At 42.5% G+C, this 14698-nt stretch carries 15 protein-coding genes; 7 read left to right on the forward strand and 8 right to left on the reverse strand.

The genetic code is table 11. The annotated features are described in order from the left end of the window. Window positions 1–79: 79 nt before the first annotated feature. Window positions 80–1660: a bifunctional aspartate transaminase/aspartate 4-decarboxylase gene (locus IGI38_RS09245; protein WP_438729069.1), complete on the forward strand. Its 1581-nt coding sequence runs from the start codon at window positions 80–82 to the stop codon at window positions 1658–1660. Between the two features lie 114 nt (window positions 1661–1774). Continuing rightward, window positions 1775–2773 carry an L-glyceraldehyde 3-phosphate reductase gene (gene mgrA / locus IGI38_RS09250; RefSeq protein WP_438729071.1) on the forward strand — a complete coding sequence of 333 codons (999 nt, stop codon included), beginning with the start codon at window positions 1775–1777 and terminating at the stop codon, window positions 2771–2773. A gap of 47 nt (window positions 2774–2820) precedes the next feature. On the opposite strand, the gene IGI38_RS09255 is transcribed toward mgrA, so the two are convergent. Continuing rightward, entirely contained in the window at window positions 2821–3387 is a 567-nt protein-coding gene (locus IGI38_RS09255; RefSeq protein ID WP_438729073.1) for an NAD(P)H-dependent oxidoreductase, read from the reverse strand. Between the two features lie 166 nt (window positions 3388–3553). Here IGI38_RS09255 and IGI38_RS09260 point away from each other — a divergent pair, with 166 nt between their 5' ends. From IGI38_RS09260 to IGI38_RS09280, 5 genes are all read left to right on the forward strand, one after another. Then, complete coding sequence (locus IGI38_RS09260; protein ID WP_438729075.1) at window positions 3554–4081, forward strand: CDP-alcohol phosphatidyltransferase family protein; 528 nt, start codon at window positions 3554–3556, stop codon at window positions 4079–4081. Window positions 4082–4177: 96 nt separating this feature from the next. After that, the gene (locus IGI38_RS09265) at window positions 4178–4654 is read left to right on the forward strand and encodes an MGMT family protein (protein WP_438729077.1); all 477 of its coding nucleotides are present in this window, start codon (window positions 4178–4180) and stop codon (window positions 4652–4654) included. A 232-nt stretch (window positions 4655–4886) separates the two neighbouring features. Next, window positions 4887–6101, forward strand: a complete 1215-nt coding sequence (locus IGI38_RS09270; protein WP_438729079.1) for a phosphotransferase — start codon at window positions 4887–4889, stop codon at window positions 6099–6101. Window positions 6102–6118: 17 nt separating this feature from the next. Beyond that, window positions 6119–7468, forward strand: coding sequence for a 4Fe-4S dicluster domain-containing protein (locus IGI38_RS09275; RefSeq protein ID WP_438729081.1), 1350 nt, complete (start codon window positions 6119–6121; stop codon window positions 7466–7468). Beyond that, the gene (locus tag IGI38_RS09280) at window positions 7465–8022 is read left to right on the forward strand and encodes a BMC domain-containing protein (RefSeq protein WP_438729083.1); all 558 of its coding nucleotides are present in this window, start codon (window positions 7465–7467) and stop codon (window positions 8020–8022) included. Before IGI38_RS09275 ends, IGI38_RS09280 begins: the two co-directional genes overlap by 4 nt. 96 nt (window positions 8023–8118) lie before the next feature. Here IGI38_RS09280 and IGI38_RS09285 read toward each other — a convergent pair whose 3' ends face one another. The 7 genes from IGI38_RS09285 to pduM form a co-directional block, all read right to left on the reverse strand. Further along, a complete protein-coding gene (locus IGI38_RS09285; RefSeq protein ID WP_438729085.1) occupies window positions 8119–9303 on the reverse strand; it encodes an acetate/propionate family kinase in 1185 nt (394 codons plus the stop codon). An 80-nt stretch (window positions 9304–9383) separates the two neighbouring features. Further along, a complete protein-coding gene (locus IGI38_RS09290; RefSeq protein ID WP_438729087.1) occupies window positions 9384–10100 on the reverse strand; it encodes an MIP/aquaporin family protein in 717 nt (238 codons plus the stop codon). 298 nt (window positions 10101–10398) lie between these two features. After that, window positions 10399–11517 (reverse strand): 1-propanol dehydrogenase PduQ, encoded by a 1119-nt coding sequence (locus IGI38_RS09295; RefSeq protein WP_438729089.1) that lies wholly within the window; start codon window positions 11515–11517, stop codon window positions 10399–10401. Between the two features lie 15 nt (window positions 11518–11532). Continuing rightward, on the reverse strand, window positions 11533–12918 hold the full coding sequence (locus IGI38_RS09300; RefSeq protein WP_438729091.1) for an aldehyde dehydrogenase family protein: 1386 nt from the start codon (window positions 12916–12918) through the stop codon (window positions 11533–11535). Between the two features lies 1 nt (window position 12919). Then, entirely contained in the window at window positions 12920–13912 is a 993-nt protein-coding gene (locus tag IGI38_RS09305; protein WP_438729093.1) for a cob(I)yrinic acid a,c-diamide adenosyltransferase, read from the reverse strand. Window positions 13913–13929: 17 nt separating this feature from the next. Next, the gene (locus IGI38_RS09310) at window positions 13930–14193 is read right to left on the reverse strand and encodes a EutN/CcmL family microcompartment protein (RefSeq protein WP_438729095.1); all 264 of its coding nucleotides are present in this window, start codon (window positions 14191–14193) and stop codon (window positions 13930–13932) included. Then, window positions 14187–14681, reverse strand: coding sequence for a PduM family microcompartment protein (pduM, locus tag IGI38_RS09315; RefSeq protein WP_438729097.1), 495 nt, complete (start codon window positions 14679–14681; stop codon window positions 14187–14189). Before pduM ends, IGI38_RS09310 begins: the two co-directional genes overlap by 7 nt. Window positions 14682–14698 lie beyond the last annotated feature (17 nt).

The raw sequence follows: 14698 nt of genomic DNA on the forward strand, positions 1-14698 counted from the left end.
TAGTAACCAAGAAACTACGGCTTTCATTTGCTTAAAGCTTAACGACGCGGTACGCTAGCTTTGGAGGTGGCCTAACAAAATGAAAACATCGGATGAGAAAAAATTAGAACAACTTGGTTCTTTTGAAATCAGTGATCAAATGTTATCGTTAGCCAAAAAAAATCAACATCAGAACGTCTTTTTGAATGCTGGAAGAGGAAACCCAAACTGGATCAATAAGAAAGCGCGCCTTGCCTTTAATCGTCTTGTGGAATTTGGCATCAGCGAGTCTGAACGCACACTATTTCAAGGCGATTTGATCGGTACCCCGGAGACAAGCGGTATATTGAAACGCTTCACGCAATTTTTGTCACCTGAATCAAATGAAACAGATCAATTCTTATTAGACATTCTAGAATATACAGATCACTTAAGGATCGACGGCGAGGAATGGGTCAAGGAACTGGCTGACGGTGTGCTTGGAAATAATTACCCCGTTCCTAGTCGCGTGTTAAAGAATAGCGAAATTATCTTGAATCACTATTTAGAGTCCACCCTTTACAACGGTGTGTCATTGGCCGATCAAACAACGATTTTCCCAACAGAAGGCGGAACTGCTGCTATTGCTTATATTTTTCAATCTTTGAAGGAAAACAAATTGATTCAGCCCGGTGATCGGATCGCTCTCAATACACCTATTTTTACTCCCTATCTGCAAATTCCCGAATTAGCGGATTATGACTTGATCGAGATAAATTTGCAATCTACGGAAGAAACGAATTGGGAGTTATTGCCAGAAGAAATTGATAAGTTAACCGATCCTAAACTGAAAGCCTTTTTTATGGTCAATCCTAGCAATCCCGGCTCAAAGGCGCTTAACACATCAGACTTAGCGGAAATTAAAAAAGTTGTCGAAAAAAATCCAGATTTGATGATTATCACAGATGATGTTTATGGAACTTTTGTCGAAGACTTTCAAACTATTTATGCTGTTGTACCTCATAATACTTTGCTAGTCTACTCTTTTTCAAAATTATTTGGTGCGACCGGTTGGCGAGTAGGTTTGATTGCTGCCCACAAAGAGAATGTTTTTGATCGTCTGATTCGGCAATTACCTGATTCAGACCGTGACATGCTGAATCGACGTTATGACTTAGTCGTGGTGGCGCCTGAAAAGCTGCCTTTCATTGAAAGGCTAGTCGCTGACAGTCGTTCAATCGGCTTGTATCATACAGCAGGGTTATCAACACCCCAGCAAATCATGGAAGTGCTGTTTGCGTTGACACATTTAGTCGCAGGCGAGCCCGATCCTTATATTGAAGCTTCACGGGAAATCGTTGCCCAACGGTACAATGATCTGCACACAGCATTACAACTTCCGGTTGACGATTCTAAAGAAAACGCCAAATATTACTCACTGATCAATATTTACGAGCTGGCAGAAACAAAATATGGAGCAGCCTTTCGCAATTATTTAGCTTCTCACTTCGAGTACCTCGACTTTCTCGTAAACTTAGCTGAGAAGGAAGGCGTCATTTTGATTGATGGTGTAGGCTTCGGAACAACTGCTGGTGAACTGCGCGTTTCTGAAGCTAACCTATCCACGAAGAACTATCAGTTGATTGGTCAAGAAATTCTCGCTGTTCTAAAAGAATACCACGACGATTTTGAAAAGAAATAATGGTTCCATAAGTTGCTCCAATTCATTGACTTTTACGCTTTTGCTTTACTTTCTTGAGTAAAAGCGGATAATCTCAAGTAAGCGTTTTACAAATTACAAATCAGGAGGACATCTATGTATTTAGCAAATGAGCAACGTTATGAAAAAATGGTCTATCGCCGCGTCGGCAAATCAGGACTGAAGCTTCCCGCAATTTCATTAGGGCTATGGCATAATTTTGGCGATGTGGACCCTTTTGAAAATCAACGCGCGATCATCCAAGCGGCGTTTGATCACGGGATTACCCATTTTGATCTGGCAAATAATTACGGTCCGGCAGCTGGTTCTGCTGAGACTAATTTCGGTCGAATCTTAAAAGAGGATTTGCTTCCCTATCGCGATGAATTGATCATTTCTTCAAAAGCCGGCTACTATATGTGGCCCGGGCCTTATGGCGAATGGGGTTCTCGAAAGTCTATTATTTCCAGCTGTGATCAAAGTCTGAAACGGATGGGGCTTGATTATGTGGATATTTTCTATTCCCATCGTCCAGATCCCGATACTCCGCTTGAAGAAACGGCGCTTGCTTTAGATCAGCTCGTTCATCAAGGAAAAGCGTTATATGTCGGCGTTTCGAATTATTCTGCGGAACAAACGGCTGAAATCGCAAAAATCTTCCATGAACTGAAAACGCCTTTCATCATTCATCAGCCGCGTTACAACATGTTTGATCGCTGGATCGAAGACGGCTTAACCGATGTATTAGCTGATGAAGGACTAAGTGCCATCACTTTCAGCCCATTAGCACAAGGTTTGCTTACCGGGCGTTACTTAAATGGCGTGCCAGAAGATTCACGCGCCCACAGCGGCAGTCCTTTTTTAACTGAGGAAAGAGTTCACGCCACCTTAGATGTCGTTACTCAATTAAATGAACTTGCCGAAAAACGGGGGCAAAGCTTAGCAGAAATGGCGCTGTCTTGGAATTTGCGCCAACCGACTGTGGCCAGTGTCTTGATCGGTGCTTCTCGCGTCAGCCAATTAGAAGACAACTTAAAAGCCTTAAATAATCTAGCATTCAGTCCAGATGAACAAACTAAAATCGACACCATTCTGGCAAAATTAGTTATAAATTAACCAAAAAAATGATTCGAAACTCAACATCCGTGAGCTTCGAATCATTTTTACATTTTGTCATAAACGGAATTAAGATACTCCTGGCGTTCTTCATCGCCTAAATTTTTCACCGAGCCCAAATGATACCAAGAAATGTTCCGCATCCCAACATCTTCTAAGGTCGTCGTCAGCTGATGCTTATAGCTGCGCGTGCAGCGTTTCTCTAAGCCGTCGGTGGGCTGATCCGAGGTAGTGAAGACAGTGACCGAGTCAATTGACAAAAGCGGCTGAATGCCATTCCCGCCATCGAAAAAGGCGAAATCGTTTAACAAAACTTTATCAAGAAAGCCCTTTAAACTTGCGGGTGAACTGTACCACCAAATAGGAAAAATCAATACTAGCTGCGTTGTTTCCCGCAGCAAACTCATGTAGTGCAAGACTAATGGATCTAAAACCGAACCACTTTGATAGCCAGCCAGTTCTTCCTCACACATGACCGGATTAAAGCCGTCTTTATTTAAATCAATTACCTGATAGAGCTTTTGCTCCTGTTCTAATCCCGCAATCAGCTTGTTCAAGATCCCGTGATTGAAGCTGCCCTTCCACGGATGATCAATTATCAATGTCGTCGTCATTTCTTCCTCCCCTTATCCTTTTTAACAAAAGTAGCACAACTTGATTGCATTTTGATTTCAATTTGATTTCAAACGCGCTAAGAACATGCTAAAGTTAAGTTATCTTTCAAAATGGATACTCGTTTTCTGATTTATTTTTAACAAATGAGTAAAAAGGAGCTTCTTTATGCACTACATTCCAAATGTCATCACTATTTTTCGGATCTGCGCTTCACTATTGATCCCTTTTGTCCCAAACGAGCTGTTCTTCCCGTTATACTTTTTTGCAGGCTTCACTGATATCCTCGATGGTTGGCTTGCTCGGAAAATGAATTGGACCAGCCGCTTCGGAACGTTATTGGATAGCTTGGCTGACCTGATCTTTTTTATCGTTGTCGTACTGAAAATAATCTTTACGATCAAACTCCCGGCTTTTTTATTGTGGGGTGCTTTGATCATTGTCTTGATTCGCTGTTTTACTTACTTGATCGGTTATTTTCGTTTCCGTCAGTTTGCGAGTCTGCATACATACTTGAATAAGTTGACAGGCCTGCTGCTTTTCTTGTCTCCTATTCTTTTGTTGGTCCTTCCAATCAACCCTTTTGGTATCCTTCTATTGATCTGCGGCAGTTTGTCGGCGCTCGAAGAACTTTTGATCGTAGCGACAGCCGAAAAATTGGATAAAAATATCCCAACTTTTTTTCATAAAAAATAAACTGTCTCATTGCAGGATAATTTCATACTGGGTACACTAGTACTAGGAATTGCGCGCGTAATAACTAACCAATCAATAAGTTAGGAGGTGACCCTCATGGCAAATGAGGATCAGAAAGATTTCAATGGGATGATGAATGAGGATAAAGGAATGCCCAAAATGCAGATCGTAACCGATGAAGCAACGATCAAACGATATGGCGGAACTAAGATGTATTTCGCACCCCCGTTGGATTACGATGCGATCATGAAAAGAATCCCCGAAGGAAAAATCATTACCACGAGTGTAATTAGAGACTATCTGGCAAAACAGAATGACGGTGATTTTACCGAACCGATTACAGCCGGTGCGTTTATCTCGATTGCTGCTTGGGCAAGCGAACAGCGGGACACAGATTTAACGCCTTACTGGCGAACGCTAAAGGCTAAAGGAGAAATCAATCCAAAATTTCCTGGCGGTGTGGAGGCCCAAATCAAAAAACTTGAGGCTGAAGGTCACACGGTCGTTCGTCGCGGCAGGAAAAATTTCCGTTATTATGTAGAGAATTACGAAGAAGCAATGTATGAGCTATAAGCCGTTTTCTATTTGAAAACGGTTTTTTTATTGTATTTTTTTGCTCACTTTTTTTGCATCTTTTCGCTGATCCAAGCCCTCAAAGGCTTTCCGCAGACTGAGCGGTTAGTGCATATTTTTATTATATATTTCCATCCCGCTATTCGATAAAATTATTGATAGGATAGGATTCTTGCGGGATTCCTTCTATCTTAAAACACCTACATTCACTATTTCGAACAGGAGGAATACGATGGAGATTAGTGAACAGACGTTAGCGGGATACTTAACCCAGCGAACCACCCTTTTTAACAAAACTAGTCCCCTCATCGTGACGGCTCTTTGCAACGAAAAAGACAAATACGTTGATGGCTATTTGAACTATCTATACACCTTGAAGCAAGGCAATCAGGCCTACATCGTCAAGCATTCGAAGGAGACGATTTCCAGCGGTATCTCACTGGCGCCGATTGATCCTAAACGGAATTATTTGGAATACATGACCTATCAGTTGCGGGCTGGTTTAGCGCCGCAGATGGTTCCGGAAACGTATTTTGCAGATCCTGCGGCGCATCTCTTTATTATGGAGGATCTTTCTTATTTAACGGTCCTGCGTTTTTCTCTTTGTCGCGGAGATCAGTTTCCACGATTAGGAAAACAAGTCGGTGAATATCTGGCACGAACACATTTAGCAACATCGAAGATAAAATTATCGGCTGAGTATTGGCACGCATTGAAGACATACTTTCAAAATTCAGATATGCGGCTGATTATCACAGATTTCATTCTGAAACCACCGCCGAAAAATAATACGGAGAAACCCCCTTATCAAGAAGCGCTACTAGATATCCTAGCGGTGATCTTGGAAGATGATGCGGTGAAAAATGACTGGGAAACATTGATCGAACGAATTTCCAGCAAGGATGAATGTTTGATCCATGGTGATTTTCATTCCTCAAATGTTTTTGTCTCACAATCATCCTTCAAGGTAATCGATATGGAATATACCATGACTGGCCCTTTTTCTTATGACATCGGTTATTTCTTAGCGAATATCCTTTCGCAATATGCGGCTTTTAGTATTCGGGGCGACGCTGGAATGTGTACCTACTTATTGCAGGTGATCAAGGATACCAATAAGACCTATTTCAGTTATTTCTCTGATCATGCCGCCGGGAATCAACAGGAACGATTTTTAGAAATCCTGCAAGACTCTCTTGGATACTTAGCGATGGCGAATATCAATCGAATCGCTAATTTAGGTGAGTTTCCAGATTTTGACAGTTTGATCAGCCCTGAAGAAGCTTTTTTAGCCAAAGGACTCTCCATGATGCTGGCCCAGACATTACTAAAAAATAGACAGAGTATCACTTCGACTGATGAAGCCTGCACGTTGATCCAAACGACACGAAAGAACTTTTTACACCAATTGATCTCTACGAATGAAAACGCTATTATTCTAGCTTAAGGAAATGAGGAACGAATATGCTACTGGAACAAATCTCTTCGGCCGGTATTGTAGGCTGCGGCGGGGCGGGCTTCCCTACCGCTGTAAAATACAATACAAAAGCAGAGTATTTTATTATCAATGCGGCGGAATGTGAGCCACTTCTGAAAACAGACCATTACGTAATGAATCATTACGCGAATGAATGCGTTCAAGCCATCGCAGCAGTCGGTAAATTATTAGAAGCAGAACAGATCGTAATCGCGACAAAAAGTCATTATACAAAAGAAATCACTGCATTGGAGCACGCGATCCAATCACAAAATGCCCCGATCTCCATTTTCAAAATGGATAATTTTTATCCGGCAGGAGACGAGCAGATCATGGTGTTTGAAGTGACTGGACGAACCGTTCCTCCTGGAGGTATCCCGATCGAAGTCGGCTGTGTGATTTCAAACATCGCTACGATGCTGAATATCTATCATGCGCAACAAGGCGCCAGCGTTACCCATAAGCTATTGACGATCACGGGAGCGGTCAAGGAACCAAAAATTTTGGACGTTCCAATCGGTACGTCCTTTGATGACTGCTTGACTCTAGCTGGCGGCGCAACGATCGATGATTTCATGTTTATCAACGGCGGACCAATGATGGGGAAAACCGGAACCAAAGAAGACTTTTCCCAGCAGGTCGTCACTAAAACGACTTCCGGTATTATTATTATGGAAAAACGTGACTTTATTTATGAGTTGCTGGAAAAGGAAATCCCGCAAATGATCAACAAGGCGCGTTCTTCTTGCATCCAATGCCGCTTATGTACCGAACTTTGCCCACGTTATCAGATCGGGCATCCGATTCATCCTCATCGCGTGATGCGTCATTTAACTATCAAAGAGATACCCGATGATATTGAGGATGATCCAATTTGGAAAGAAGCCCTCCTTTGCTGCGAGTGCGGTATTTGTGAAACGATTGCTTGCCCAATGGACCTGTTACCGCGGCAAGTCAATAAATATGTGAAGCAACGTTTAGCGGAAAAAGGCATTCGCTATCAAAAAAGTGATCAGCCGCTTACGCCAACAATGATGCGGGATTATCAAAAGGTTCCGCCCATGAAAATCTTGCTAAAAGATGGGTTGAAACAATATGTCGATGTGAAAGTCGAAGAGCGTCTTGCATACGAAGCAGATCAGGTAGACATTCCGCTGAAAATGCATATCGGAGCGCCCTGCGAACCTGTCATCCAGATTGGCGAACACGTCAAAGCCGGCGACCTGATTGGAAGAAAACCTGAAAAAGCACTAGGCGCAGATATTCACGCCAGTATCGACGGCATTGTGACCGCGATAACTGGCAGCATTACGATTGAAAGAAGGGACAACGAATGAAATTAATGGATACGATCGGATTTTTAGAATTAAACAGTATCGCTAAAGGGATCGAGGTCGTGGACTATATGCTTAAGGCAGCCGACGCAAAGTTGATCATGGCGAGAGCAAGTTGTCCTGGAAAATACTACATCATGATCTGCGGACAAGTCGCTGCCATCGAACGTTCAATGGCAGTCGGTGTTGAGCTTGGTGGACGTTATGTCGTTGGACAGCTGCTGATTCCACGGATTAATCCTGCCGTGATCCAAGCGATCAACATGGCGCAGGTTCCAGAGAATGTCCATGCAGTGGGTGTTCTAGAATATTATTCTGCGACAGGTTCAATTATTGCTGCTGACTTTGCCGTAAAAGCGGCCGATGTCGAGCTTTTAGCCATTCAGCTGGGAACGGGGATCGCTGGAAAATCCTTCGTCGTATTAACAGGCGACGTTGCTTCCGTAAAAACCGCTGTCGAAGCTGGCGCAAAAGGGGCAAAGGAGCAAGCAATGTTGATCAATAAGATTGTCCTATCCAATCCTCGACCAGAATTGATCGACAGTCTGATCCAATAGAAAAAAAGCCCTGTGACAAAAATCTTGTCACAGGGCCTTTTTCCGAACAAACGGTGTGACAGAAGTAACTTCTGTCACAACCTCTCTTTATTTTAATTAAATCAAATCAAACGTATCTCGAACGATCATTAATTCTTCATTCGTTTCAATCACCATAACCTGAGTAGCAGAATCCTCTGAACTAATGTTTTTCGCATTCTGCTGATTTTTGCTCTGATCAATGTGAATCCCAAAGAAAGTCATATCCTCACAAATCATTTCACGAATAACCGAAGAATTTTCGCCAATTCCCGCTGTAAAAATCAATGCATCAACACCATTTAACTCAGCTGCATAAGCGCCAATCGTTTGCTTGACCCGACCAGCAAACATGTCCAAAGCAAGTTTCGCTCTTTCATTTCCCTTCTTCGCTTCACTGATGATATCTCGCGTATCACTGCTGAAATCCGTCACGCCCTTAAAGCCTGACTCAGCATTCATCAGCTTGTCCACCTCACTAGCCAAAAGATTTTTTTCATTCTGCAAGAATGGAATAATCGAAGGGTCAATATCTCCGCAGCGTGTACCCATCATCAATCCTGCCAAAGGTGTGAACCCCATCGAGGTAATCACTGACTTGCCATCTTTGATCCCGCAAATACTCGCGCCATTTCCCAAATGACAAGAAATGATCTTTAAGGACTCTAGCGGCTTTTTAAGATAATCAGCCGCCTCAGCTGCAACAAACTGATGACTTGTTCCATGAAAACCATAACGTCGAACACTGTCTTCTTCATAAAAACGATAAGGCAATGGATAGACATAATTCTTTGCTTCCATCGTCTGATGAAAAGAAGTATCAAAAACCGCAACCTGCGGACAATCCGGCAAATCCTTTTGCAAAGCTTCGATTCCAACGACATTGACTGGATTATGCAAAGGCGCTAGCTTACTTAGATCCTTGATTTTCCTTAACGCATCCTGATTCACTAAACTAGATTTTTTGAAATCCTCGCCGCCATGAGCCACTCGATGTCCCACACCAGAAAGTTCATCCAAACTAGTTACGACGCCTCTTTCCAATAAAAACTGAAGCAGAAAATCAACTGCCGCCTCATGGTTTTTTCCTTTGACGGATGTTTTTACCTTCGCATCCTTCATCGAATAAGAAAAAATCATCTCATCTTCTAAACCAATTCGTTCAAATAATCCTTTTACTAACAGCGTTTCCTCTGGCATCTCAAACAATTGAAATTTCAACGAGGAACTGCCGGCATTAATAGACATAATTTTACTCGCCATATTTTTCCCCCTTAATAATAATGAATTCGTCCTCTACTCATTGAGCGTCAAACGAATTCACCATGATCATTCTATCTAATTTATCCTAGACCTTTAACTAGAAGTGTTGCGATACACGCTCCGATAATTGGACCAACGATTGGAATCCACGCGTAACCCCAATTCGCATCGCCCTTATTTGGAATCGGCATCAATGCATACATTAATCGTGGTCCAAAATCACGACAAGGATTGATCGCATACCCTGTAGTCGATCCCAGTGACAATCCGATCCCGATCAAGACGAATACGAGCATCAATGGTTGTAAACCTGGAGGAATATCAGCGGGCATTAATTGAATCGCTAATACGAAGAAACAAGTAGCAATAATTTCACTAACTAAGTTTAATGCTGTGCTTGGAATTGCTGGTCCAGTCGCAAAAATTCCAACGCTGTTTCCTTCTTCCACAGTCGTCTGTTGGAAATGCGGCCAAAAGTGGATCGCAGCGATCAACGCTCCGACGAATGCACCCGCTACTTGCGCTAAAATGAACGGCGCTACTTGCCCCCATTCAAAGGAACCAGCTACGGCAAAGCCAATAGTTACCGCTGGATTCAGATGTCCAGGTGAACCAAAATGTCCACTGGCTAGAACACCCAGCATAACTGCCACACCCCAGCCCATCGCGATGTATAACCAACTAGCTCCCACACCTTTTGCTAAAGTACCTTTTAGATTGACCGAACAACCAACACCTGAACCAAAAAGGATCAAAACAACCGTACCAAAAAATTCTCCAAATACAGGACTATTCATTATGAGACCTCCTTATTCTTAGTAATGTATTTATTTTTCTTGCAGAAAAATAAGTCTGTTTTTCATGCCGTATATCATTCCTCTAAACATACCTGCCTTTAATTTTGTAACCGTTTTTATTCTCCTTTATCTAATTATTCTGCGAAAAGAGGACCTGACCTCCTTATTCTTTTAATGCGTTTATTTTTCCTGCAGAAAAATAAATCCGACCTTCGTGACACGATCCTGACAATTTACCTATCTATAGTATAATGGTTTTCTTATAGCTAAAGTTGTAAAATATTGTCAGGAAAAATGATTATTTTATTATGTTGCGATAAATTTCCTTAACCTCTTCCACTGAAAACTGAATTGGATTGGTTTTGAAGGTGATGTCATTTAATGCGTTGCTTGCGATGACATCCTCCGCAAGCAGTGCTGCTTCTTCCTGAATCCCAAAGCTATTCAGCTTGATCGGCGCTTTACACTCGATTGCCAATTGCTGAACCGCTTGCGACAAATTCGAAACAGCTAAATGGTCTGGCAAACTTGGTGGACAGATCCCCAGCTTACGCGAAATTCTCGCGTAATTTTTTCTGGTTTCTTTGTTTTTGCTGTTTGCTTCAATCACATAAGGAAGCAGCATTGAATTGGCTAATCCGTGAGGAACCTTAAAGTTTGCACCTACCTGATGCGCAATCGCATGACACACCCCTAACCCGGCGGCATCAAAAGCTAATCCTGCCAAGGTTGAGGCCTCGTGCATTTGAATTCGAGCATCTAGCTCCATTCCCTGATTGACACAGGTTGGCAAAAACTGAAAAACCAATTCTGTCGCCTTTTCTGCCAAAGCATTCGTATAATTGGTGCGATTGGTTGAAGCTAATGATTCCATTGCATGAGTCAGTACATCCAATCCGCTGAAGGCCGTAACTGATGGCGGGCTGGACATGACCAAACTGGCATCTAAAATTGCCTCATGGGGAATGATTGCTTCATGGAAAATCGGATATTTTATTTTGTTCTGTGTATCCGTAATTACAGAAGCACTTGTTACTTCTGAACCCGTTCCACTCGTTGTTGGTATCGCAACAAATCGTTTCACTTTATTGCCGGTAGTTCGTTTGTAGAAGAACAGCATCGCTTTAGCCGTATCAATCGCAGACCCTCCACCAACTGCGATGACCACAGTTGGTTGAATTTTCGTCATTCTTTCGATACCCTCTACTACGGTCTCAATCGGAGGATCTGGAATAATATCAGAAAAAATCTCGACATGGTTGGTCCGCTTCACATAACCTAAGATTCTCTTTAAGCTGTCGGATTCCGCTAAATAAGGGTCGCATACGAAACAGAGGTTTTCTTTTTCAAACTGCTGCAGTCGTTCAAGACTGGCAAATCCAGAATATATTTCCGGCTTCATTGACCATTTTTTCAAAAAGAATTCCTCCTTCTAGCGAATTGAAAACCCATCAGTCAGTACACAACGGCGTTTTCGAGCAAAATCGCGGGCAGATGTCGTACATTCTCCCGTTGGTGTCGCGATCGTAAAGGTCGTTGGACCTTCCCCGCCAAAACCTAAACCGGCAAAAGATGAACCGTTTTTGACAAAGATCGATGTTTGGAATTTCTTAGCTGCAAGATTCATGCGGCCAACATTTTGAGAATGCATCGTTGCTGTATGATGACGGCGATTTTCAACCTGCAAAGCTGTCGCAAGCCCTTCATCAAAATCCTTCACCGTAACAACCGGCAGAATCGGCATCAACATCTCTTTCACAACAAAAGGATGGATTTTATCTGTCCGTAAAATGATTACCCGCACATCAAAATCGACCGCAATGCCCGCTTCAGCTAAAATGTAGTTGGCGTCCTTTCCGATAAATTTCCGACTTGGAGCACCATTCCCCATAATCGTCATATCGACCATTTTTTGAATGACCGCTTCATCTTGAACCAAGTAGGCGCCATTTTTTTCCATTTGAAGAATTAAATAGTCTGCTACTTGTTCAACAACTACTACGCTTTTTTCAGCTGTACATAAAATATTATTGTCAAAAGAAGCACCGATAACGATGTCCTTCGCCGCCTTTTCAACATTCGCAGTTTCATCAACCAGCGATGGCGGATTTCCTTCTCCAGCAGCAATAACTTTTTTTCCGCTTTTCAACGCTTGTCGTACCACGCCCGGTCCACCTGTGATCGCCAATAACGGCACATCAGGATGAACCATCATTTCTTGGGCCGCATCAATAGACGGCTCAGCAATCGTGACAATCAAGTTCTGAATACCGCACGCTTCATAGACAAGCTCGTTCATCTTACTTACTACCCAGCGAGAAATCTTCTTTGCACCTGGATGGACACTGAAATAGATCGCATTTCCAGCTGCCAGCATTCCGATCGAATTACAAATCAATGTCTCCGCTGGATTAGTACTCGGAGTTACAGCTCCGATCACTCCATAAGGTGATAACTCATAAAGCGTCATACCATTATCGCCAGTCAATGCTTCTGTGTGCAGATCCTCGACACCTGGTGTTTTATCTAAAACGAGCTGGAGCTTTTGAAGTTTATCTTCGTAGCGTCCCATGCCAGTTTCTTCCAAAGTGTCGCAGGCAATTTTTTCAATATGCGGCCGCATGCCGCAACGAATTGCTTCAATCACTTTTCTTCTTGTTTCTAAAGTTTGATTTTCATAGCATTCCTGGGCAAATTTCGCCGCATGAATAGCTTCTTCAACAGTCTCAAAAACACCAAATTCCTTCGCCGGAGATGTTGTTGTTTGAGCTTCTTGAAGAATTTTTGTGATTAGTTCTTTTATCTCTTCTTCTCGCATGTCAAATCTCCTTCAACTTCTCTAAACCTTTTTGAGCGATCGCCATGTCTTCCTCAACCGCGCCGCCGCTGATACCTAAACCGCCGATTACATTCCCCGCTGAATCTTTGATCACGAAGCCGCCGCCAAAAGTAACGACTTGTCCGTCCGTCAGAGTCTCCAATTGATACAGAGCACCCGCTGGCTGGACCAGTTCTTTCAATTCATGGGTATTTGTTTTCATCGCAACAGCTGAATAGGCCTTTTTCTGAGCCAAGGATTCACTGACCAGCAAGGCTCCTGACATCCGATAAAAACTTAGTAAACAACCCGTTTCATCAACTAATGCCATTGAAACTGGGACACCCATTTTTTCAGCCTGTTCTTCACAAGCTCCAAAAATCTTATGATGTCTTGTCAGAGGACTCTTTTTACTTGGGCTTCCGGTTTGTTCTAGATAACGGTGTAAAATTTCATCTACTAACTTTTTTTCGGTTTCACCATGATCTTCCATTCGAGCAAAAATATAGAGGCAATCCGATAGCCGATTAACAAATTTCCGTACGTCTTCTCGTACCTCCGCTGATTCCGATAAATCCGTCAATAAGCGTTCACCTCGCCGACAAATAGCACGCGCCACATGCAGTTGGGCTGCTGAAAGTGTCTGTCCCGGTAAAATGAAACTGTGAAGCTCAGGCAACCGTTTGGTGTACTGATCGATCCAGTCTTCCATTTGATGAATATCAGCTGCCGCAATCAAGGTGCTTTTTGTCTCTAGTTTGTTGAAATCCTTTTCTGTCGCGATTTCCGCATTCAATTGGAATAGTTTTTGCTGAACCCATTCCAAATGCCGGATAGTCTCGGAATCCTTCACTAATTTCTGAGCTACAACGACTTGCGCACAGCATTCGTCAAATGTTCCGTAAGTATCTACTCGCAGATCAGACTTTTTTACTCGTGTCCCATCAAAAAGGCTCGTTGTTCCTTTATCTCCCGTTTTTGTATAAATCGCCATATACTTTCCTCAGCTCCCTAAAAATCAAACGTGTCAATAATTCCAACGATTGCATAATCAACAGCATCTGAAGGAGTCGAAAATAGTTTTCTGGCCGAGGAACCATTCGTCAACAAGACGTAATCTCCAATACCAGCCCCTACCGTATCTGCCGCTACCTGTTGAAAGCGAATCTCTTGCTGTTCAGAATTAATCGGCTGAATGATCATCAGTTTTTTCCCCACTAATGATTCATCCTTCTGGGTCGAAACAACACTTCCAATTACTTTTGCCATCAACATAGGGTTGAACTCCTTTCTATAACAATGACTTTCTTTTCCCGTAATCGATCCCTTGCCAAGTCTGTAATTAATTGATTGGACGCAAGCAGCAAAATGTCCTCCTGCGTCAACATGGCTATTTGCTGATAGGTGATGATTTTTTTAGGAAATCGAAAATATTGTTTTCCTTGATTGTTAAGCAATGTCACACTGCATTCGTTGAATAATTCATTTGGAATCAAATCCGTGTTTGAAAAAGCAAGTTCAAAGGTTAAGCAACAATCATAGTCATAGCTATGATAAAGCCACTTCACTAGCGGATCTTCACTGTCCTTTTTTATGAACCGCTCTAAAAATAGGATATCTACCTCGGTCAAATGAATATGCTTATTGTATAAAAAGCTTCTAATTTCTTGATTAGTATGGTAAGGCGTACGACAAGAAAGAAATAGGGTATTTTGTTCTCGTTGATTGATAATTGAAATAATACGCTCAACTAACTCGTCCATATTCTTACTCCCAATTC

The sequence above is a fragment of the Enterococcus sp. AZ128 genome (genome assembly GCF_051714485.1).
Classification (GTDB): domain Bacteria; phylum Bacillota; class Bacilli; order Lactobacillales; family Enterococcaceae; genus Enterococcus_A.